Here is a 23611-nt window from a genome sequence, read left to right on the forward strand (position 1 = left end):
TCCAACAAAAATAACCGTGAGCACGTCGAATGAAGGCGTCAATGGACGCACTCCAACAAAAATAACCGTGAGCACGTCGAATGAAGGCGTCAATGACATCACTCAAACACAAAACACCGTGAGTACACCTAATGAAGGCACCATTAGCATCACTCAGTAAAAAACTACCTGGAGAACGTCGAATCAACGCCACGTCACAATAAACAAAAAATCCCAACCATCACACAGACAGTTGGGACATGATAAACAAATTATTTGATGACGTTAGCCAGTTTTCTGAAAGGTTTGATTGTTTTGCCGCCAGTCAGCTGACGCTTCAGTGCGTAATATGATCCCAATAGTGGGAACAGTGCACCGACCCAGGCGATCGGATTGGATAATCCGACGCCGACAAAGCCTAATGAATGTGTCAGGAGCAGGACGGCACCGACCCGACCGAAGAGTTCGAATAAACCGGCAAGGGTCGGCGCAGTACTTTTACCTAAGCCCTGCAGCGTATAACGGTGAACGATCAGTGATGACAACAGAACATAAAATGTTGAGTTCGTGATGAAGTACAGACGCGTCATTTCCAGGATCTCCGTATTTTCAGGGCCGACAAACAAGAGAGCAAAATACTGACCGAAGAAAATCAGGATGGCGCCGACGACTATGCTGTAGATGGTCGTCACTTTCAGGACCTTCTGAACGCCTTCCCACACACGATCAAGGTTCCCCGCACCGTAGTTTTGAGCCGTGTAAGTCGCCATCGTCACACCCACGGCCATCAAAGGCTTGGTGGCCAGGGAATCGATTTTCTGTGCGGCAGTCGTTGCGGCTACAGCTTCAGGGCCTAACGTATTCAGAGTCATACTTACGACGATCATACCGATCGCGATAAGTGATGTCTGGAAGCCCATCGGGAAAGCAATCGCTGAGTGTTCTTTGATTTGCTTCATTCCGGCTGCCCAGTCTTCTTTATGGATGCGGAAAAGCGGCACACTGCGTTTAATGTAGACGAGTCCGATCAGTCCAGAGATGAACTGCGCAATGACGGTCGCTAAACCGGCACCGGCCACACCCATATTAAAAACTAAAATGAAGACTAAATCCAAAACCACGTTCAAGACGGATGCAATAGCCAGAAAGACAAGTGGCGCTTTTGTATTGCCAATGGCGCGAAGCAGGTTCGAGACTAAGTTGAATAATACGATGCCGCTTAAGCCGATGAACATCATTGTAAGATAATCGTTCGCAAAACCGATCAGTTCGTTGGGTGTGTTCATGAATTCTAAAATGTTTCTTCTGAACGAAACAGCTAATACAGTTAGCACGACGCTCACGGCACCGGCTATGATCACGCTGGCTGCCAGATTTTCGCGGATGGCTTTTTCGTCTTTCTTGCCGAAACGCTGAGCGGTGATAACGGATAAACCGGATGTCAATCCGATCGCAAGTCCTAAAACAAGGACGTTGATGCTGTGCGTGGATCCGACGGCTGCGAAGGCATTGACGCCTAAGGTCTGACTGACGATGTACGTGTCTGCCATCTGGTACATTTGCTGCAATATATTTCCGATCACTAAAGGTAAAGTGAAGAGTAAAATGAGTTTTAAGGGACTACCTTTGGTCATATCCTGGTTCATAAAATGATTCCTCCGTTTTGGGTTGTTCGTGTCTTTTATGACGTGTTTTCAATGCGTTTCATTTTTTAGGTCTTTGGATAAGTATAGGCAGATTACATGTGATTACAACCCGTAAACGAAGGTAAACTTGACAGTTTTGTGAACGAAAAAAACCATGAAAATAGTAGCCGTTTTCATTTGCTCAACAGGGCTTTTCCTTGATATAAAAGGATATTTTTGAAAATGTAGACAAAATATGAAAAATGAGAAATTGATTAAAATGATAATAAGAAAAAGAGCACGGATCGCTGAGATCCATGCTCTTAAAAACCTTATTTGATTTTTGAGGGTGACGGTTCCAGCTGGTCAAGAGTAAAGTCCGGTTCAGTCTCGATACTGACAGGCATTCTGCCGGACAGGTCACGCTTGGTCGCGCGATAAGCCCATACCAGCGGGACCACGGCTGCAAGCCAGGCTAGAGGACTGGCTATGACGATCCCGGCAAATCCTAAATGTAAGGATAAGAAAAAGGCAGCAATGATACGAGCCACTAATTCTCCAATGCCTGCGACTGTAGGAGCCAAACTGTTGCCGAGACCTTGTAAGGTATGTCTGTATATAAACAAGACAGATAATAAAGCGTACAAAGTAGCGCTGGCCAAGAAATACTGCTGTATCATTTGCATAACTTCTGCGGGTGCATCTGCCCCCACAAATAAAGTAGCAAACGTCCTGCCCCAGATCAGAAGAATGAGTCCGATCACCACGCTGTAGCCGATGCTCATTTTAAGCGCCTGATTCACACCATACCAGACCCGGTTCAGTTTTCTTGCACCATAATTCTGAGCGGCATAGGTCGACATCGTTATCCCGAAAGACTGCAGCGGCAACACGGCGACCGAGTCGATCTTCTGAGCTGCAGTAAACGCAGCAACAGCCGGCGCCCCCAACTGGTTGAGCGTCATGGTGATGGCCACGGAGCCTATGGCGATAATGGAGTACTGAAAACCATAAGGCAGACCGATACGCAAATGTTCCTTGAATTCCGCTTTATCCGGTTTCCAGTCCTCTTTATGGATGCGCAGCAGAGGCACTTTCTTCCATATGAACCAGATCGTCAGAACACTGGATGTGATCTGGGCCGTTATAGTTGCTAAAGCCGCTCCTCTTATGCCCAAATCAAAGACAAGAATGTAGACATAGTCCAGCACAATATTTAAAATGGAAGTAACGATCAAAAAGTACAGCGGCGTTTTACTGTCGCCTAAAGCACGCAGCAGATTTGCGAGATAGTTAAAAAGAATAACCGCACCGATACCTCTGAACATGACATTCAAGTAGTCATAAGCGTATGTGAAGGTTTCATCCGGTGTTTTCATGATGGTCAGAATCTCTTCTGTAAAGGTCGTGGTCAAAAAGGTCAGCGTGATGCCGATCGTCAGGCTGATGATCAGGCCGGTTGCCAGATTCTTTCGCAGCGCCTGTTCATCTTTACGTCCGAAGCGCTGGGCAGTGATGACCGATAAACCGGCTGTAATACCGATAGCCAGGCCGAGTATAAGAAACTGCAGGCTCAAAGTGGAACCGATAGCTGAAAAGGCCGTTACACCAATCGTCTGACTGACGATATAGGCATCTGCCATGTTATAAAGCTGCTGAAACAGGTTCCCTATAAGTAAAGGAACGGTGAATCCAAGGATCAGTCTGATCGGATTACCGTGGGTCATATCTTTTTTCATTGTAATCACTCCTGTGGGTCTGAACACATTGTGACAAAGTGTCACTTCCGGGCAAAAAAATAAGCCAGATGGTTAGATTTATTAGTACCAGATAATTATAGCTTTATTGACTGTAAAAACAAGGCTTAATTTCACTATTTTAAAAAAAGTCAAAACTGGCCGGTCAGACTGGAGAAAAATAAGCCAAAAAAGACAGTCAGCCGGATCTGTCCTATGGCAGTGACTCCAATAAAGGATAGCAGTGGTGAAATCGTAGTGGATTCGTAAAGAATGATAAACAATTATGAGGTATAATGAAAGAAGTAACTTGTTGCACAAAAGCGGACAGGAATAGTTGACTTTTTGCACATATCGAGTAACGTGATTAACAAGAGGATAAATAAAAATGTTCTATAATAAGTAGAACAGAAAAGGAGAATACTCATGAAAAATTATTTAACAGATTCAATTAAGAATGACAGTCTGGACATACTCAAACAACTCATAGCGATTCCTTCGGTCAACACGACTGAAGAGCCTGAAGAGGTTTATCCCCCTTTTGGAAAAGAGGTCGACCAGGCGCTGAAAGAAACTCTGTCTATCTGCGAAACATTAGGCATGGATACTTTTTATGATCCGGAAGGCTTTTATGGCTACGCAGAATATGGAGAAGGCGAAGAAACAGTCGGGGTCCTCTGTCACCTGGATGTCGTTCCAGAAGGCGATAAAGAGAAATGGGAATCCGATCCATTTAAAGGAGTCGAGCGTGATGGCGTGCTTTACGGACGCGGGTCGCAGGATGACAAAGGTCCAACCGTTGCTGCCCTCTATGCCTTCAAGGCTGTCGTGGATGCAGGCGAAACCTTCAACAAAAAAATCCGCTTTATTTTCGGTACAGATGAAGAAATCCTGTGGCGTGGCATGGATCATTACAAAGAAAAGGAAGAGTTTCCTAGCCTTGGATTTGTGCCGGATTCCAAATTCCCGCTTACCTACGCTGAAAAAGGTCTGCTTCAGGCCAAGGTCATTGGGCCGGGTGCATCTAAACTGAAACTGCAATGCGGGAGCGCGCCGAATGTCGTGCCGGAACGGGCAGGATACAAAGGTGGCCAGCAGGAAGAACTGAGCCGTATCTTGACTGACAAAGATATTCCGTATCATCAGTCAGAAGAGGGCATCGTTGTGGAAGGGAAAAGTGTGCATGCAAGCAAGGCCGGAGAAGGGAAAAATGCCGTGACGCGTCTGGCCCAGGGGCTGGTCGACATAGAGCCTCATCCGCTGCTATCATTTTTAGCTGAAAAAATCGGTATGGAAACGAATGGTGAAACGCTGTTTGGTGAAGTGAAGGATGAAGTGTCAGGCGAACTGACCTTGAACGTCGGTACACTGGCGATCAATGAGAACACATCTGAGGCTATGCTGGACATCAGGATCCCGGTAACTTACGACAAAGAAGTCATTGTAGAAAAAGTAAAAGACGCAATCAGTGCGTATGGACTGGAATATAAAGAACATGATTTTCTGGACTCCTTGTATGTACCTGAAGACAGCGAGCTCGTCCAGTCGCTGCTGGCTATTTACCAGGAAAAAACAGGAGACACAGAAAACAAGCCGATGGTATCCGGCGGAGCCACTTATGCACGCGCGATGCCGAATATGGTCGCTTTCGGTGCCCATTTCCCCGGAAGTGTCAGTCTTGAACATCAGGAGAATGAAGGCATAGAACTGGATGAATTTTATAAGGCCATGGATATCTATGCTGAAACTATATATCGCTTATGCTGTACTGACAGTCAGCAAAGCAATGGAGAGAGTGAATAAAGAATGGAAACCAAACACAAAGCTGTCGTTCTGGGCAACAATTATTATATCGGACTGAGCATTATCAGGAGCCTTGGGAAACATGGCGTCCCAGTGGCTGTCGTAGATTATCAGGAGGAAGGTGCCTATGCCCGCCACTCCAAATATGTGACTGAAAAACTGATCGGTCCGCATTACAAAAAAGAAGCGGATAAATTCAAGGACTTCCTGATCGGCTATGCTAAAAATCAGGATCATAAACCGGTATTGTATCCCTCAGCTGATCCTTATGTTGAGTTTATCGACACGTATCTGGATGAACTGAAAGAATTTTATCTGATCAATCAGACTGAACAGGGCTTCTGGAGCGATCTGATCGACAAAGACAAGCTGTATATCCTGGCCCAGCAGCATAATGTCCGGGTCCCGAAAACGATCCAGGTCAAACAGAACGACGTCGTTGGAGAAGTCGAACGGGATCTGGGTTATCCCTGCATCATCAAACCGTCTGATTCGTCGACCTTTGTGTCCACTTTCCGGAAGAAACTGTTCAAGGTGACGAACCGCGGAGAACTCGAAGAAGGATTGAAAAAAGTCAAAGACGCCGGGATCGAAGTAGTCGTCCAGCAGCTGGTGCAAGGGTTTGACGACCACATGTACACTTTCGACGCCTACTTGAACCAGGATTCAAAAGTCACACACTGGGTGACAGCTCAAAAGGAACGCCAGTATCCGATCAATTTCGGTGCTTCTGTTTACATCAAGCAGAAATTTGTACCGGAACTTCATGAGATCGGTGCACCCTTCCTGGAGGCGATCGGCTATAAAGGCTTTGCTGAAATCGAGTTCAAAAAAGATGAAAAGACCGGCGAGTATTACCTCATTGAAATCAATGTCCGCACAACGAATTTTAACCAGATGCTGACAGAACTGGGCTTCAATATGCCGCTTTTAGCCTATAAGGAACTGACGGAGCAGGAAATCGGTCAGGACAGTCTGAAAGAAACGACCGATCTGGCCTTCCATTACATGTATGAGGACCTGCATGCGTCCCGTGCGTATGTGAAGTCCGGCCAGCTGTCATGGAAAAACATACTGAAAACTTATACAGAAAAAAGAGTCGGCTCGATCTGGGCACGCAGCGATCCAAAGCCCGGCCTGTATTATGTGGGTGGTCTTGCAAATAAAGTCAAAAATAAGATAGTACAAAGGTAAAATAAAAAAGAGATTCTCTTGTATTGAGTGAATGTCTTAAAAGGGGAGAACCGAACTTATGCAATTATCTGAGCTGCTCCAAGCTATAAATGTATTAGAAGTTAAGAACGAAAAAAATGTTGAAATCCAGACGATCGCCTATCATTCCAGAAAGGCAAAAGAAGATTCGCTGTTCGTTTGTATCAGAGGATATAAGACAGACGGCCATCAGTATGCGCAGAATGCCGTGGATAACGGTGCTGTAGCTTTGATCGTTGAAGAATTCCTTCCGGAAATCAGTGTCCCGCAGTATCGTGTGGCGGATAGCCGAAAAGCACTCGCCGCATTGGGCGATCAGTATTATGGTCACCCCTCCCGGGATATGACACTGATCGGGATTACGGCCACTAACGGCAAAACCTCTACATCCTTCATGACGAATGCGATTTTAGAGGCAAACAACTGGAAGACGGGTCTGATCGGGACCGTCATGGTTAAATACGGTGATACACTGGTCCCAAGCATTTTGACTACACCTGAATCGCTGGATCTGCACGGGTATTTTGACAGAATGCGCAAGGAAAACATTTCACACGTCACGATGGAAGTCTCTTCTTCTGCCCTCGAATTAAGCCGTGTGGGCAGTGTCTCCTTTGATATCGTAGCCCTGAATAATATCAGCCGTGAACATATCGATCTGCATGGCTCATTTAAAGAATACTTCAATGCCAAAGCGAGTCTGATCCGTGAGGCCAGAGCCGATCAGTTTGCGGTATTGAATCTGGATGATGCGCATTCTGCCTTATTGATAAATGAAACACCGGCAACGGTCGTCACGTATGGCATTGAAGATACTTCAGGTTATCTTCAGTGCAGGGATATCGATTTGTCTACCGGCAGAGGGAACTTCACTGTAGAAATCAACAAGCCTTTTAAAACGATCAATGGTAATACCGTTGAAAAAACAGCCTTCGACATCCGCTTGTCTGTGGCCGGCTACCATTCTGTCTATAATGCCATGGCAGCGATAACCATCGGTTTGATCAGCGGTGTTGACATCGAAACGATTCAGTCGGGCATCGAAAGTTTCAAAGGCGTGGAACGTCGCTTCCAGTTTATCTATGAAAAGGACTTTAAAATCGTAGACGACCATTTTGCCAATGCCGGAAATATAGAGGTCACGCTGGAAACCTTGATGAAAATGGATTATAGAAAGCTGCATATCGTCTATGCCATCAGAGGCAGCCGTGGAGTGACAACGAACCGTGAAAACGCAGAGACCCTTGCAAAGTGGGCGCCTAAGTTAGGTCTGGAAAAAGTGATCGTTTCTCTCAGCGAATCACATGTCATCGATAAAGACGATGTCCTGCCTGAAGAATTAGAAGCGTTCAAAGAAGAGATGGACAAAGTCGGCGTAGAGATCGAACTGCATAAAGAAATGCCGGATGCTTTGGAGTCCAGTCTCGACCAGGTCGAAACCGGGGACGTCATTCTGATCGGCGGTGCACAAGGAATGGACTTTGGAGCGAAATATATCCTGAATCAGCTCGTTGACAAACGCCCGGATCTCAATGCAGAAGAAGTGCTGGCCCCCCTCGGAGAACGCGTGGCCGGTATCGACGAATCATTTTTAGGCGACGACTAAAATCCGGTTTCAAAGTATTGGAGGGTTATGATGGAAAATCCATTCTCGCTTTCACATATCAAAAATGTCGGCTTTAATGCCAATCTGATCAAAATCATTGCTATCACCTCTATGTTTGTCGATCATTTTTCACGGGTCATCACTGAAGAGGGGACAGCAACCAGCTGGAGTCTGCACTTGTTCGGACGGCTGGCCGCTCCGCTTATCGCGTATCTCGTGGCGGAAGGTCACCATTACACATCGGATAAACAAGCCTACGCAAAACGGCTGTTTGTCTTTGCTCTGATCTCTCATATACCTTATGTAGTGTACTTTAATTTCGGCTTTTTTCAGGCCACCAGTGTCTTCTGGTCTTTATTGATGGGGCTGATCGCACTGACAGCAGCAACGACTGACGAACTTGCTGATATCTGGAAGGTCCTGATCGTGGGAGCGAGCCTGATTCTTGCCGCCCCGGCCAACTGGAATTATATTGCCGTACTGTGGGTACTGAACTTCGGGCTGTTCAGAGAACGAATGGGTTTTAAACTCACTGGCTTCGCCGTCATTACATTATTATTCTATATCATCCCCGGCCTGCAGCAGTATGGAGCTGAAGTCACGTATCGTTTCGGGAGTCTGCTGGCCTTACCGTTCTTTTATTATTACAACAGAAAGCCGGGGAAAAGAACCTGGTTCACGAAGTGGGCTTTTTACTGGTTCTATCCTCTGCATCTGATATTCCTTTATGCATTGAAGATGTTTTGACCTGGAGCACCTAAGGTCTTATACTGTGTAAAGACAAATTAAATCGGAACAGACTAGTGGTTTATCAGAAAAAGGAGCTTTGACTTTGAAGAAACAGAAACCGTTCTTAAATGGCCTGCTCATCATTCTGCTTTTCTCGATCGTGATCGTCAGCATCGTGCTTTACTTAGAGCGGTCACCAGCGCAGGATCAGAGTGGACGAGAAAATGAAGCACCGTCAGGACAGACTGGAGATGGTGAATCAACTGAGGGTGCAAACAGTGAGGAAAAGCCGGAGCTGCCGGTGTGGTACATGGAGGGATCCTTCGAGCTGCCTGTTATCGGGGCAGCAGGGTATACCTCAGTGAACCAGACCCTGTATAAAGATCCTGATGTGGATGCGAAGGTAATCAGAGAATTAAAGCCGGGGACTCCCTTTAAAATAAAAGGCGAAGCCGGTGACTACTGGCAGGTAGAAGCAGATTCTTTTGAAGGCTGGATCGAACACCGCTTCGCTTTCATCAATCTACCGGATGTGGTCCCGTCCATCATTTATGATCATACAAACAGTTATGACTCGCGGTTTAAAACCTCTTATATGGATATCCCTGAATTGACAGGTGAGCCGCTCAATCCGATGATCGACTATAATGAACGTCTGGAAGAAGAAGAGTACGTCATGCCCATTCTGTATCAAACGGCCAAGAAAGTTTTTCATGCCCAGCAGCTCGCTTTGCAGAATGGTGATACTCTCGTCGTCTACGAAACATTCCGACCGAGAGAACTTCAGCTGCTCGTTAACGAAGAAATGGAGAAGCTGGCCGAGGAAAATGAAGAAGTAGCTGCAGGAATTACTGAAAAACCCTGGAGCCTCACTTGGTTCATCAACATGAAAGTCTCAAATCATCAGCGGGGGATGGCGATCGATCTCAGCCTCGCTAAAGTGGAAGAATTGACAGATCAGACGATCGGCGACTTCAAAGCACTGAAAGTCCAAGAGTATACAGAATACACGATGCACACACCGATCCATGAATTAAGTGTAGAGTCAGCGGTTTTCAATCGACCGATCGCTTCAGCCGACCGTGAAGGCTGGAAAGAGCTCGCTGTCAATCCGAAAATGGCTGAACCTGCACTGAAACTCCAGAGTTATATGGTTGAAGCCGGCTTTAATCCTCTAGCCTCAGAATGGTGGCATTTCAATGATGTTGATGCTCTGGAGGATCTTGAGAAAGCAGCGGGGAACGGAAAGTTTCTCATCAAAGAAACAGTAAACCGTGCGCCTTTCTGGGAAGATATCACGCCTGCGCAGTGAAAGAGAAGCTTGATCGACTCTGATTGTGATCAGCGGAAAAAAGGCTGACAAGGTATCAGTCAGACAGCATTGTCAGTCGACAAATGCCATTAATGTTGGGAGATAAAAATGGATTTATCATTATTATTAGAAGCAATAGAAGTAGAAAAGTCAAGGAACCAAAAAAGTATCGAGATAGATAAAATCGCCTACCATTCAAGCAGCTGCCTGCCTGGCACCTTATTTGTCTGTGTAAAAGGATATGAGACAGATGGCCATGATTACGCTGCGGAAGCTGTAGATAAGGGCGCAGTGGCACTGATCGTGGAACGTTTTCTTCCTGATTTAGCTGTACCGCAGTTTCTGGTGAAGAATGGCCGAGAGGCTTTAGCAGCGTTGTCTGCAAGGTATTACCAGTATCCTTCCAGAGATTTGTTCCTTGTAGGGATAACGGCTACGAACGGGAAAACAACGACGACATATATGACGCAGGCCATTTTTGAAGAAAACAACTGGGCAACTGGCTTAGTGGGCACAGTCATGGTCAAATATGCAGATAAAGCCGAGCCGAGTAAATTAACGACGCCAGAATCTCTTGATCTGCAGGAATATTTCGTAAAGATGAATGAGAATCACATCACCCATGTATCTATGGAGGTGTCTTCATCCGCTTTAGAATTGAACCGAGTCAATAATGTGGCTTTCAATATCGTGGCGCTGAACAATGTGAGTCCTGACCATATAGATCTGCACGGGTCATTCGAAGAGTATTATAACGCCAAAGCAAGCCTTATCCGGGATGCAGGCGCGGATCAGTTCGCTGTTTTAAATCTCGACAACCGTTATTCCGCTGACCTGCAGACTCAGACGGCTGCGAGAGTCGTTACCTACGGCATAGAGGATCAGAGTGGGAACATCGTGGTCACGAACTTGAATCTGACTCCTCAAGGGGCTGACTTCACTGTTGAGATTCGTGAACCGTTTCAAATGGTCAGTGGCGAGGTTATAGAACCTGTTTCTTTTCCTGTGTCTATTTCAGTCGTCGGGTATCATTCTGTTTATAATGCCCTCGTTGCCATCACTATCGGACTGATAAGTGGTGTGCCGATAGAAACGATCCAAAAGGGGATAGAGAGATTTAAAGGTGTGGAGAGAAGATTCCAGATCATCTACAATAAAGAGTTCAAAATCATAGATGATTACTTTGTCAATAAAGAAAATATCGAAGCCACCCTGGAGACATTGAATCAATTGGAATACAACGATCTGCATTTAGTTTATGCTGTTCGTGGGAACAGAGGTATCCAGGTCAATAGAGAAAACGCACAGACCCTGGCGGAATGGATCCCTAGACTCGGTCTTGAAAAAATCATCCTGACGATCAGTGAATCGCATATGAAAAATAAAGATAAAGTATTGGATGAAGAATTGAAGGTAGTCAGAGAAGAACTGGAAAAAACCGGAGTGGCCATCGACTATTATAAGGAAATGCCGCCAGCTCTGGATGCCAGTTTAAAGGATGTGAAAGCCGGGGATGTCATCCTGCTCACAGGCGGAAAAGGGATGGATTTTGGAGCGAAATATATCCTGAATAAGATCCTCGAACAAAGACCGGATCTGGATGAAGCGGATGTATTGAGTCCTTTAAAAAACAGAGTAGCGGGTATGGATGAATCGATTTTAGAAAGATCAAAGAAGTAAACGGTAAAGAATCGGAACGGGAGGGATCGTATGAAAAATAAGGAGAAGGTCATTGGTGTCCTGGGTGGTATGGGCCCTGAAGCAACAGCAAGCTTTTACAGGAAAGTGATCAGAGAGACAAAAGTGCAGAAAGATCAGGACCATTTCCGTACAATTATCGACAGCAATCCTAAAATACCTGATCGCACAGAGGCTATCTTGTACGACGGTCCTTCACCGGTTTCAGAAATGGTCAGGACAGCCAAGAACCTGCAGCAGGCGGGGGCGACCGTAGCTGTCATGCCTTGCATTACGGCTCATTATTTTTACAGTGCTATTCAAAATGAAGTGAGTATTCCTATCCACCATGTGCTGAAAGGGCTTAATGCATATATTAATGAAGACTATCCGGATGTAGATAAAATCGGCGTCTTATCGACAAGTGCCACGAAAGAGACCGGTTTATTCCAGCAGCATCTCCTCAATAAAGAAATCGTGTACCCAAATGCCTTCGAACAGGAGAACAAGGTGATGCGGGCTATATACGGGGAGAACGGCATCAAGCAGGGCAATACCGGCAATGGGCCCAAACAGCTCCTCCTTGAAGTCGCTGACCGGCTGATTAAAGAAGAACACTGCGAGCTGATCATTGGTGGCTGCACGGAAGTGGAACTGGTCCTTCACTCCGATGACATGACCGTCCCTTTTATCGATCCGATGCGGGTTGCCGCAAGAGATTTAACAAAAAGCAAAACGGCCGATTAATATCCTCAGGTAAAAGGATTCACATCACTGGCCCGGAAACAGTTTAGGTAAACATCAACAGAGAAACTGAAGGAGAGAGACGTTTGACGACAGAAGAGATCATACAGATATCGGGGAAATTGACTTTGGAAGATTTTATAAAATACAACCATTATCATTTGGGTAAACTCCTCAAGGTGTATTTTGTCTTATGTTTTATCGTTCTTTTCTTCGTTTTTCAAATCCCCATGTCCGGGGATATTATCCTGATCATCCTGATCTCCGGGATCCCCTCCCTCTTACTCTCAAGCCTGCTCTATTATTTTGCAAAAAGAACACGCAGGCATTTTGCTGTCAGAGAATATAAAAGCGATCAGCTTATCAAGCTTACGATCAGCTATACCTTTAAACAAGAAGGGGTGACCCAGGTTGTCAGAAAATCGCAAAACCAGTATGAATGGACTGATTTTCTGAAAGCCCGGGAACATAAAGAAATGTATCTGCTCTATCTATCTAAAAATAAAGCGATGGTCTTACCGAAGCGCTTTTTTCAGACAGAAGATCAAATGAGACGATTCAAAAGTCTTATAGTGCAGAACCTGTCCCAAACGGAGTTAGAGAACGACTGAGGTGGGAATCCCCATACCGGGTATATAACGGTTTGTCCCAATAAAATCTGTTTCAATTACTCAAACTATTCTTTACTGAATATTTCAGAAAGGATAGTTTTTTTGTTGACTTTTTATGACTACGGTTGTAAACTATAAAAAGAGATTAACGTTTACTTTTGTAAACATAAGGAGTGATAAGTATGCATGAGCATCAGATTTCACCAGCAGAATGGGAAATCATGCGTGTCATCTGGACGACGCACCCGATTACGAGTAAAGAAATCAATGCGATCTTAAAAGAAAAAAAAGAGTGGAAACTGGCTACAACTAAAACGCTTATTGGCCGTTTAGTAAAAAAGGGGATGCTTTCTACAGAAAAAAAGGGACGGAAGTATGAATACAGGCCACTGGTCTCTGAGAAAGAAAGCATCGACGAATCCATAGATGATCTGCTCGATCAGATGTGTGATACAAAAGTCGGCCGCAGTATAGAGACGATTTTGGAGAAAAGTGTCATCAGCAAAAGCGACCTGGAACGCCTGGCAACCCTTATTGAAAAGAAAAAAGCAGTTGCCCCGGAAATAGTTAAATGTACATGTACGCCTGGACAATGTTCCTGTGTACATTAAGGAGGAAATATTAAATGGAAACTAAATCGTACCCCATTGAGGGCATGACCTGTGCTTCATGCGCCTCTACAGTAGAAAAGACAGCTCAGAAACTGGCGGGCGTGACGGATGCATCCGTCAACCTGGCTTCAGAAAAACTGAATATCAAAGTGGAAGAAGGCGCCTTTGATCCGGAAGAACTGGAAAGACAGATCGATGCGACCGGATATAAAATGGTTATGCCGCAATATGTGACCAAAACGTTTGACATTGAAGGCATGACCTGTGCGTCATGTTCCTCGACAGTTGAAAAAACGGCGGTGAAACTCAGCGGCATGGAAAAAGCATCAGTCAATCTGGCTTCAGAGAAGATGTCGGTCACCTATAATCCGCTGGAATTGTCAGTAAGAGATATTTCCGATGCTATTTCGCGTTCCGGGTATAAAGCTGTTCCTAAAGAAGAGGAACAGGTGGAAATAACAGGTCCAGATGAAGCGGAGAAACTGTCTAAAGAAGAAATGTATAAGAAACGTACGCTTCTTTCCGCTGTCTTTACCATTCCCTTACTGATCATATCCATGGGACCGATGGTAGGCTTGATGCTGCCGGCCGTTATTGACCCGATGACCAATCCCGGAAACTTCGCCCTACTGCAGCTGGCACTGACTCTCCCTGTCGTCTGGTCAGGAAAGACATATTTTGAGCAGGGATTCAAGACGCTGTCTAAAGGGCATCCCAATATGAACTCGCTGATTTCACTGGGAACGGCAGCCGCCTTCATTTACAGTCTGGGTGCAACCTATGCCATTCTCTTTAACAATGCCGAATTGGCTATGATGCTCTATTATGAAACATCAGCAGTGATCTTAGCTTTCCATACCCTCGGTAAATATCTGGAGGAACGTTCGAAAGGCCGCATGTCAGAAGCCATACAAAAGCTGATGGACCTGGCACCGAAAACAGCACGTATCGTTCATGATGGTCAGGAAGAAGAAGTAGCAATCGAAGAAGTCTCGCCCGGTGATGTTATCCGTGTGCGTCCCGGTGAAAAAATGCCGGTAGACGGAATCATCGTCAAAGGACGTACAGCCGTCGATGAATCGATGCTGACGGGGGAAAGTATGCCGGTCGCGAAAGAAACAGGGGACCCGATCATCGGTGCCAGCATGAACAAGAATGGCTCGATCGATTACCGTGCAACCAAAGTCGGCAAGGATACGACCCTTTCTCAGATCATTAAACTTGTGGAAGAAGCGCAGGGATCAAAAGCACCGATTGCTAAGCTGGCGGATGTTATTACTGGCTACTTTGTGCCCATCGTGATGGGACTTGCACTTGTGTCCGGCCTGGTCTGGCTGATCGCCGGTCAGAGTTTCCTTTTTGCCCTCACCATATTGATATCGGTGCTGGTCATCGCCTGTCCATGTGCTTTAGGGTTGGCAACTCCAACAGCGATCATGGTCGGCACAGGTAAAGGTGCTGAACATGGTGTCCTGATCAAAAGTGGTGATGCGCTTGAAACGATCCATAATGTCGGTACCATCGTGTTTGATAAAACCGGCACACTGACGGAAGGGAAACCCGTCGTCACAGATATCGTTGTGCGCGACCAGTCTTCCTTTGAAAAAGAAACCCTGCTTCAGATGGCTGCTTCTGCTGAAAAAGGCAGTGAGCACCCGCTTGGCGAGGCGATTGTAAAACAGGCTGAAAAGGATAAACTGACAGTGACCGATGTATCCCATTTTGAAGCGATCCCGGGTCAGGGGCTGCTTGCAGAAGTGGGTTCAGCTACCCTTTATTTCGGCAATAAAAAACTGATGACCGAACAAGGTTTCTCTATAGCTGAAATGGAAGAGATAGCCAATCAGCTGGCTGATGAAGGGAAGACCCCGATGTATTTAGCCGTTAACGATACCGTGGAAGGCATCATTGCCGTAGCCGATACCCTGAAAGAAAATAGCGTGGAAACGATCGAAGCACTGCACAAACAGGGAATCGAGATCGCTGTGATCACCGGTGACAATACCCGCACAGCCAATGCTGTGGCCAGACAAGCCGGTATCGACCGTGTCCTGAGTGATGTCTTGCCGGAAGACAAAGCCAACGAAGTGAAGAAACTTCAGCAGGAAGGCAAAAAAGTCGCCATGGTCGGAGACGGGATCAATGATGCTCCGGCTCTGGCTCAAGCCGATATCGGTATAGCTATCGGATCGGGAACGGACGTCGCTGTAGAGTCTGCAGACGTCGTCCTGATGCGCAGTGATATCAAAGAAGTACTGACAGCGATCGAATTGAGTAAAGACACACTGAAAAACATCAAGCAGAATCTGTTCTGGGCCTTTGCCTATAATGTGGTTGGCATCCCAGTCGCCATGGGCGGTCTGTATCTGCTTGGCGGACCGCTGTTGAATCCGGCCTTTGCTGCGGCAGCGATGAGTTTCAGTTCGGTATCAGTATTATTAAATGCCCTGCGTTTAAAAAACTTTAAACCCACACTGGCTGAAACAGTTAGTGATAAATAATAATGAAGGAGAGATAGATATGAACTATCAGGCAAAAGTAGAAGGAATGAGCTGCAACGGGTGTGCAAACTCTGTAAAGGCAGCCTTCGCACAGATCGATGGTGTTTCAGACGTGGCGATCAACTTGGATGAGAAGCAGGCAACGCTTGAATCTTCTCAGCAGCTGACCAAAGCGCAGCTGGAAGAAGCGTTAGCAGACACCAGCTATACAGTCGAATCTCTGAATTAACCTGCATGTGAAAGACATGTCTCTCGAGTCATTGTGAGAGATATGTCTTTTTTTGTATATGTAGACGAAAAACACGTAAGATGAGACATTAACAGTTGGGTCAAGGATGTAATCGCTAGCTTTTTTGTTCGTCTGGAAACAAAATGGCTTACAGAAAAGAAAAAATAGTGTATCATAAAACCAACGAGTATAAATTAAAATGTTAGTAAAGACACATAAAAGAAGGTGAGAAGATGAGTAAAGGTAAAGCCTATGTCCCATTCAGAATCGAATTGTCACCCATAAAACAGATGGCGATGTTCCATTTTCATAAAAATCCTGATTCCGAGTACGACGCATTTGAACTGCATTACATCGAGAGTGAGGAAACTGGTTCGGGTTTTCGTGTGCTGGCATGGAGAAAAGACGGATATCGGGATTCCTATGTACAGGACTCGTTGACGATCAAAGAAGAAGATGAAATACTAGCTGTCGGCGGAAAAGGGTTAAAAGAAAGGTTCCACGTCAGATTCGATGAAGCTTACTTTAACCATGTCAATGGACGACTGGATGCCGGGTTTGTGTTCAATGACAAACACGATCGTCGCATCGTCCTCTATGTAGATGAACGCATTGAAAAAGAATCGAAACCGCTGACCTGGCTCCCGTCTGTCGGGAATCATATTAAAGAACCGCACTCTATGCCGCTGTTTTTCCTTTATGATTTTGATTTTGCCAGAAAACGCGATACAGATATTTTCCTGTCAATTGACGGCATCGTTAAAGAGGTCGATCCCTTTGTCTTTCCTAAAGATTTTCAGTCACGGTATTATGTTGAATTTTCAACGAATTCCGTCGTGGCCAGCTTTAATAAAGCCGGAAAATACACACTGGAACAGGTGGAGATCGATGAACAGGGAGTAGCAAAAACCGATCATCACACTTACTTATATGAGAATGACGAAGGGTTATACAAGCTGAAACGCATGACCCTGGAACATGAAACACATCCGGTAGAAGTCAGCTTTTCTCCGGTTTTTCCAAACCACAAAGAAGTCATCGAAGCCAAACCGTTTTATGGTGAGTTCACGATCCGTCCTTCGGGTGAAGCCGGCTTTTTAAAAGGAAAGTATAATGTGTTGTACCAGCGGGGAAAAGCAATCATTAATTTGACCTTCCCTGAATCCTGGCAGACCCCTAAAGGAGCGAACTATGAGCGTTTCATCAATAGTATGACACCTAACATCAAATCGTGGTATCAGACCTATCAGTGTCGTCAGGTCGTTCGCCTGGAAGATATGGATACACGTATTGAGTGGACACGTGTGGATTCCGACCGGCGCTCACGGTAACAACATGTTCAATAGTTGAAGTATCAATGGACTGAATGCTTTATCTATTCGGTTTGTTGATGCTTTTTTCTTTAAGATCTGCTTGGAATTATTGGGACAGTGTGACCTTGTATAAAATCAGCAAAACTGAAAGGAAGATAAAATGAAAATTCTGATCAGCGGCTTTGACCCGTTTGGAGGAGAGAATATCAATCCGGCTTATGAAGCAATAAAATTGCTGCCCGATTCAGTCAGGGGGGCAGAAATAGTGAAGATGGAAATGCCTACAGTGTTCCATCTGACTGCTGAAGTACTTGAAGAAAAAGTCCGGGAAGTCGATCCAGATGTTATCCTATGTATTGGACAGGCGGGCGGACGCTGCGGCCTCACACCCGAACGCGTGGCGATCAATGTCGATGATGCCCGCATACCTGATAATAATCAGCAGCAGCCGATCGATGAAAAAATAAAAAAAGACGGGCCTGCTGCTTATTTCAGTTCTCTGCCTATAAAGGCAATGGTTGAAAAAATGAGAGAAGCGAACGTCCCGTCAAGCGTCTCCAACTCGGCCGGGACATTTGTATGTAACCACATCATGTATCAGGTATTATATATGATCGACAAGAACTTTCAGGGTAAAACAGGTGGCTTCATCCACTGTCCGTTTATCCCTGAACAAGTAATAGATAAACCGAACCAGCCTTCAATGAGCCTGGCGGATATTGTAAAAGGTCTAAAAGCCGGGATCGAAGCAATCATTGAAAGAGATGGCCAAGAAGACATTAAGGAAATGGGTGGCGCGATCCACTGATCCGTGATAGAGTAAAAAGGCAGCCGGCTTTGCCGTGCTGCCTTTTTGATATAAAAATTATAGAGAAAGAAGAATGCAAATGCTGACAGGAATGGGCTTACTACTGATACTCGGATACATAGGAGGCAAACTGGCTTCAAAGGCAAAATTGCCGCCGCTCATCGGGATGCTCGTTGTTGGCGTCCTCACTGGCCCTTATATGCTGAACTGGCTTGATCCCTCTCTGCTGGTTGTTTCACAGGAAATACGTACGTTTGCGCTGATCATTATTTTACTGCGAGCAGGATTAGGTATAAAAAAAGAGCATATCCGCCAAGTGGGGACAATTGCACTCAAGATGAGCAGTATTCCATGTATTATGGAAGGTTTGACGGTCTTGGGCCTGACATACTACCTGCTGGGTTTCTCTCTAGCAGAAGCGGGTATGCTGGGTTTTATTATTGCCGCAGTCTCACCGGCAGTCGTCGTACCCAGCATGCTGGATTTGAAAGGGAAAAGACTCGGGGAAGATAAACAGATTCCTACTCTGCTTTTAGCCGGCACCTCTATTGATGATGTTATTGCAATCACGCTCTTTACATTTTTTCTGGGCCTGGGAACTGGGGCCAGAGAAAGCCATTTGCTTCTCGATCTTGGACGTATTCCCCTGAGTATTCTAGGAGGGGTCCTGCTTGGTGGCGTACTTGCGTATTTAATTGTCATCGTATTCAGAGCGATAGACAGAAGGTATACGGAAAAACTGGTGCTGTTACTAGGTATAACCATCATATTTGTCGAGTTTGGCGAGTATATCGGGATAGCGAGCCTACTGGGTGTTATGACGATCGGATTCATCCTTTTTGAACTAATACCCAGACAGTCCAAAGAGTTTTCTCTTGCGCTTGGGAGTTTGTGGGTGGTCCTGCAGATTCTATTATTTGCGCTGGTGGGAGCTGAGGTCAACATTCAGGTGGCGTTAGACGCCGGGATGACAGGTGTGCTGATTATTCTGGTCGGTCTGGTCGCTCGCAGTGTCGGGGTCTGGCTGGCGACAGCGAAGAGTGCCCTGAATCCTCGGGAGCGTCTATTCTGTATGATCGCCTATACGCCTAAAGCTACAGTTCAGGCAGCTATAGGTGCCATTCCCTTAGCTTTAGGTGTGGAACAGGGGGCAACCATGCTGGCTTTTGCTGTCCTGTCGATCGTCCTGACAGCGCCGCTGGGTGCCTTGGCTATTTATGCGTCAGCCCCACGATTATTGAAAAAAGCTGAATAAGAAAAATTTATGGGAAGAGCTGTTTTTAAAGCTGATCTAAATGTGTATTGCATTGGTGAAGTGAACCCTTCCCGAGGAAAAGTAAGGAGAACTAGTCACAATAACTTTAAAGCACTTTTGTGAATGGATATCTTCTGAACAGATCATTGATTTGATGGGTTGGCAGTATCAGCAGAAGTCGTTATGAATCGAAGGGAAAAGAAACTTTAAATGCAAAAAAAGGGTAGAGCTCATATTGAGCTCTACCCTTTTTATATTAAATAGCGATAATTTATTCTACTACGCCTTCTGTCCATTCAGAAACTGTTTCTTCATTGTTGTCGATCCAGTTCTGGGCAGCTTCTTCAGGGTCTGCGCCTTCTTGGATCTCTAACATAACTGATTCCATGTCAGCAGCATCCCAGTGGAAGTTATCCAGGATTTCGTAGGCTTCAGGCATGTCTTCTTCAAGACCAGTACGGACGAAGGTATCAATGGTTTCTTCGCCACCGAATGATCCTTCAGGGTCTTCCAGATACTTCAAGTCATAAGACTGGAACATCCAGTGTGGTGACCAGCCAGTTACGATGATATCTTCTTCGTCTTCAATGGCGTCATCCAGTTGTTGAACCATCGCACCTGATGATGATGTCTGAACAGTCCATCCTTCAAGATTGTCATAGTCTTCATTGACTGCTCGCTCTGCGGCTGCGACAACACCGGCTCCGGCTTCGATACCTGTAATCGTCTGATCAGCTTGATCCGTCAGGTCAGCAATAGAAGCTGCATCCATATATTCAGGAACGACTAAACCGATTTTAGCACCTTCAAGGTTAGGTCCTAAGTGAACCATTTCATCAGAGTATTCTTCGAATTGCGGTGCGTGAGTACCTGGTAACCAGGCAGAAACCATTGCGTCAGCTTCGCCGTTAGCTACAGCTTCCCACATGATGGCATTATCTAGTTGAGTCAGCGTAACGTCATAACCGACCTGTTCCAGTACCTGACCAATAACGTTTGTTGAAGCAATTTCTGAGTCCCATGCCACATAAGCAAGGTTGATCTCACCGTCGACAGTGCCTTCAGTTGTGTCTTCGCCAGTATCTGTTGTATCAGCGTCATCTGAACAAGCGGCCAGGAATAGTGCTGAAGCAGATAGTGCTGTGAATCCTAATTTTTTCCATGTGTTAGTCAATATAAAAACCCCTTTTAAATTTTGTGAATCTTAGTTTGATTATTAAATACGATTAGTCTTTGTTAAAGCCTTGCAGCGTTCTGTCTAAGATGATAGCCAGAACAACTAATGCGAATCCTGCAACGAACCCAGGTCCGACTTGAGCACGCTGTAAGGCGTTGATGACGCGTTCTCCTAATCCGGGTGCACCGATCATTGAGGCGATAACGACCATTGATAAAGCAAGCAGGACAGTCTGGTTGATACCAGCCATGATCGTTGCTTTAGCTAATGGCAGCTCAACTTTGAACAACTGCTGAGAGCCCGTACTACCGAATGACTGAGCGGCTTCCACCATTTCATCAGACACTTGTCTGATACCAAGGTTAGTAAAACGAACAGTCGGTGGCAGAGCGAAGATAACAGCTGAGAATACACCAGGAACCATACCGATCCCAAAGAAGGCAACAGCCGGGATCAGGTAAACGAACGCCGGCATCGTCTGCATGAAGTCAAGAACCGGCGTGATGATAAAGTTCGCGATCTCACTTTTAGCCATGAGTATGCCGAGGGGCACCCCAATAATGATGGATAGTAAACTGGCTACGATAACCAGTGTGATGGTAAACATCAGTGGTTCCCATAATCCCTGGTTGTAAATGTAGAGCAGGCCCAGCACCGTAAAGGTTGGCAGGCCCCACTTTTTGCTGCCTGCGAAAAATGCCAGTGCAGTAAGCAGGATAATGAATACGACCGGCGGAATAAGAAGCAGTAGTTCTGTCATTGAGTCCATGACCCAGTCACCACTGTCACGCAAGGCATCAAAGAGCCAGGAAAGGTTATCTGTCAGCCAATCGATGAAAGTGGCCATCCAATCGGCTACAGGAATTTCTGGGATGACATCTAAAATACTATTCTCCATTATTAGATTCCTCCTCTCTTTCTTTCGCTAAGGCACCGATAACTAAACTACGGATAACGATACCTTCTAATCTGTTGTTTTCATCTACAACTGCGACAGGTGTGTCTGAATCGTAGATAATATCATATAAATCACCGATCAAGGTATCCTTAGATACTTTAGGAATGTCTGTACGCAAGATGTTGTCGAAATTTCGAATGTTCGATTTAACAGCAGATAAGACATCCTTGTCAGTGACATAGCCTTTCAGTTGATGATTATCATCTATGACCAGCATGCTGGAAAGACCTTCAGCTTTCATTTGTTGTGCAGCGACTCTTGGTCCTTGTTTGCTTGCACGCAGAGTCTGAGGACGGATCATAATGTTTTCTGCCGTCAGGACTTTAGAACGGTCAACGTCTTCGACGAAGCGTTCTACGTAGTCGTTAGCAGGATTGGTCAGGATCTCTTCACCCGTACCGACCTGTACCACTTCTCCGTCTTTCATGATGGCGATGCGGTCACCGATACGCAGTGATTCATTTAAATCGTGGGTAATGAAGATGATCGTTTTGTGCATGGTTTCCTGCATTTCAAGCAGTTCGTCCTGCATATCACGACGGATAAGCGGATCAAGTGCTGAAAATGCTTCGTCCATGAGTAATACTTCCGGGTCGTTTGCTAAAGCACGCGCCAATCCGACACGCTGCTGCATCCCACCGGATAACTGGTTAGGCTTCTGATCCTTATATGGAAGAAGTCCGGCATTATCAAGTGCCGCTTCAGCTTTTTTCTGACGCGTTTCCTTATCTACGCCTTGTACCTCTAGCCCGTATTCTGTATTTTCGAGAATGGTACGGTGAGGGAAGAGTCCAAAGTTCTGGAACACCATTGATAATTTTTCACGACGAACACGGCGCAAGTCTTCCTTGTTCATCTGAGAGACATTTTCACCGTCGATCAGTATATTTCCTTCGGTCGGTTCGATCAAACGGTTGAGCATACGCACAAGCGTTGACTTACCACTACCGGAAAGTCCCATAATAACGAAAATTTCGCCTTCTTCTACTTTGAAACTAGCCTGGTTGACACCAACTGTTGCTCCTGTCTTCTCAAGAATCTCTTCTTTTGAATGACCTTTCTTGACTAGCTCTAAAGCTTGTTTTTCTTTTTTGCCAAATATTTTGACCAAATTTTGAATTTCAACTTTAGTTGCCAAAGATTTACAGCCTCCTTAAAAATAGTTTTGTCTTCTGTTTGCGTTCTTCAATCATTAAACAGATAACGTCTGTGTGTATAAAATAGCGTAAAAATAAGGAAAAACAGACGTTATCGATGTCCTTTGCACAACATTAATTATACCAATCATGAGAACAACAGTAAAACGTTTGGCCCTGCTGTGATCTTTTTAAGCAAAATGTTATCGGTTACGCAGACTGTAAAAACACCATTCTAAGAATTTGATTAAAAATGACAAAATGGTGACAAAACGGTTTCGTTCGTAATAAACTTTGTGAAAAAAGAAAAGACTGAGGATGATGTTCCCGTTTTGTGCGTTTTTTCTGAAAGTCAACTTATGAAATTGTAGGTATCATTAACTGTTATAGCTCTGAAAAGCACTTATCCACAGGTGAATTGTCTGAATATTATGAGTGAAATTTTAATAATCGAGAAGGAATGTAGGCTAGTTGGTTTAGGTGGTTTTAAATATTCATTCTATAAGGATGCCGCCGGGTCTGGTTCGCCCAATACAACTACTGTCTTCAATGAACCGATCTCTGAACTTGTACTGATCTGCTGAATAGT

General features: G+C 45.3%; 18 protein-coding genes and 1 pseudogene. 15 read left to right on the forward strand and 4 right to left on the reverse strand.

What is annotated here, in order from left to right:
- Positions 1-251: 251 nt before the first annotated feature.
- Positions 252-1625: an MATE family efflux transporter gene (locus tag BM049_RS10830; RefSeq protein WP_091531606.1), complete on the reverse strand. Its 1374-nt coding sequence runs from the start codon at positions 1623-1625 to the stop codon at positions 252-254.
- Positions 1626-1936: 311 nt separating this feature from the next.
- Positions 1937-3343 carry an MATE family efflux transporter gene (locus BM049_RS10835; RefSeq protein ID WP_091531609.1) on the reverse strand — a complete coding sequence of 469 codons (1407 nt, stop codon included), beginning with the start codon at positions 3341-3343 and terminating at the stop codon, positions 1937-1939.
- A gap of 423 nt (positions 3344-3766) precedes the next feature.
- Between BM049_RS10835 and BM049_RS10840 the strand changes: the two genes are divergently transcribed.
- From BM049_RS10840 to BM049_RS10905, 14 genes are all read left to right on the forward strand, one after another.
- On the forward strand, positions 3767-5143 hold the full coding sequence (locus BM049_RS10840) for a M20 family metallopeptidase (protein ID WP_091531610.1): 1377 nt from the start codon (positions 3767-3769) through the stop codon (positions 5141-5143).
- 3 nt (positions 5144-5146) lie between these two features.
- Positions 5147-6337 (forward strand): carboxylate--amine ligase, encoded by a 1191-nt coding sequence (locus tag BM049_RS10845; protein WP_091531613.1) that lies wholly within the window; start codon positions 5147-5149, stop codon positions 6335-6337.
- A gap of 58 nt (positions 6338-6395) precedes the next feature.
- Complete coding sequence (locus BM049_RS10850) at positions 6396-7961, forward strand: Mur ligase family protein (RefSeq protein WP_091531615.1); 1566 nt, start codon at positions 6396-6398, stop codon at positions 7959-7961.
- Positions 7962-7991: 30 nt separating this feature from the next.
- Positions 7992-8708: a TraX family protein gene (locus BM049_RS10855; protein WP_177188701.1), complete on the forward strand. Its 717-nt coding sequence runs from the start codon at positions 7992-7994 to the stop codon at positions 8706-8708.
- A gap of 85 nt (positions 8709-8793) precedes the next feature.
- On the forward strand, positions 8794-10002 hold the full coding sequence (locus tag BM049_RS10860; RefSeq protein ID WP_091531621.1) for a M15 family metallopeptidase: 1209 nt from the start codon (positions 8794-8796) through the stop codon (positions 10000-10002).
- Positions 10003-10110: 108 nt separating this feature from the next.
- The gene (locus BM049_RS10865; RefSeq protein ID WP_091531623.1) at positions 10111-11682 is read left to right on the forward strand and encodes a Mur ligase family protein; all 1572 of its coding nucleotides are present in this window, start codon (positions 10111-10113) and stop codon (positions 11680-11682) included.
- A gap of 30 nt (positions 11683-11712) precedes the next feature.
- Positions 11713-12426: a cysteate racemase gene (gene cuyB, locus BM049_RS10870; RefSeq protein WP_091531624.1), complete on the forward strand. Its 714-nt coding sequence runs from the start codon at positions 11713-11715 to the stop codon at positions 12424-12426.
- Positions 12427-12509: 83 nt separating this feature from the next.
- Positions 12510-13034 carry a YcxB family protein gene (locus BM049_RS10875; protein WP_091531627.1) on the forward strand — a complete coding sequence of 175 codons (525 nt, stop codon included), beginning with the start codon at positions 12510-12512 and terminating at the stop codon, positions 13032-13034.
- A 182-nt stretch (positions 13035-13216) separates the two neighbouring features.
- A complete protein-coding gene (locus BM049_RS10880; protein WP_091531628.1) occupies positions 13217-13645 on the forward strand; it encodes a CopY/TcrY family copper transport repressor in 429 nt (142 codons plus the stop codon).
- 14 nt (positions 13646-13659) lie between these two features.
- Complete coding sequence (locus BM049_RS10885) at positions 13660-16146, forward strand: heavy metal translocating P-type ATPase (RefSeq protein ID WP_091531631.1); 2487 nt, start codon at positions 13660-13662, stop codon at positions 16144-16146.
- A 19-nt stretch (positions 16147-16165) separates the two neighbouring features.
- Positions 16166-16375 carry a heavy-metal-associated domain-containing protein gene (locus BM049_RS10890; protein ID WP_091531634.1) on the forward strand — a complete coding sequence of 70 codons (210 nt, stop codon included), beginning with the start codon at positions 16166-16168 and terminating at the stop codon, positions 16373-16375.
- A gap of 233 nt (positions 16376-16608) precedes the next feature.
- Positions 16609-17706, forward strand: coding sequence for a hypothetical protein (locus BM049_RS10895; protein WP_091531637.1), 1098 nt, complete (start codon positions 16609-16611; stop codon positions 17704-17706).
- A gap of 142 nt (positions 17707-17848) precedes the next feature.
- Positions 17849-18496, forward strand: coding sequence for a pyroglutamyl-peptidase I (pcp, locus tag BM049_RS10900; protein WP_091531638.1), 648 nt, complete (start codon positions 17849-17851; stop codon positions 18494-18496).
- 79 nt (positions 18497-18575) lie between these two features.
- Positions 18576-19751 carry a cation:proton antiporter gene (locus BM049_RS10905; protein WP_091531641.1) on the forward strand — a complete coding sequence of 392 codons (1176 nt, stop codon included), beginning with the start codon at positions 18576-18578 and terminating at the stop codon, positions 19749-19751.
- Positions 19752-20022: 271 nt separating this feature from the next.
- Here the strand turns inward: BM049_RS10905 and BM049_RS12220 are convergent.
- Both BM049_RS12220 and BM049_RS10920 read right to left on the reverse strand, forming a co-directional pair.
- Positions 20023-21826: pseudogene (locus BM049_RS12220) on the reverse strand (ABC transporter permease/substrate binding protein).
- A complete protein-coding gene (locus BM049_RS10920; protein ID WP_091531647.1) occupies positions 21816-23024 on the reverse strand; it encodes a quaternary amine ABC transporter ATP-binding protein in 1209 nt (402 codons plus the stop codon). The pseudogene BM049_RS12220 and the gene BM049_RS10920 overlap by 11 nt, the downstream one beginning before the upstream one ends.
- 429 nt (positions 23025-23453) lie before the next feature.
- On the opposite strand from BM049_RS10920, the gene BM049_RS11925 reads away from it, so the two are divergent.
- Positions 23454-23606, forward strand: a complete 153-nt coding sequence (locus BM049_RS11925; RefSeq protein WP_177188702.1) for a hypothetical protein — start codon at positions 23454-23456, stop codon at positions 23604-23606.
- Positions 23607-23611 lie beyond the last annotated feature (5 nt).

It is taken from the genome of Alkalibacterium subtropicum (assembly GCF_900112455.1).
GTDB classification, from domain to species: Bacteria; Bacillota; Bacilli; order Lactobacillales; family Carnobacteriaceae_A; genus Alkalibacterium; species Alkalibacterium subtropicum.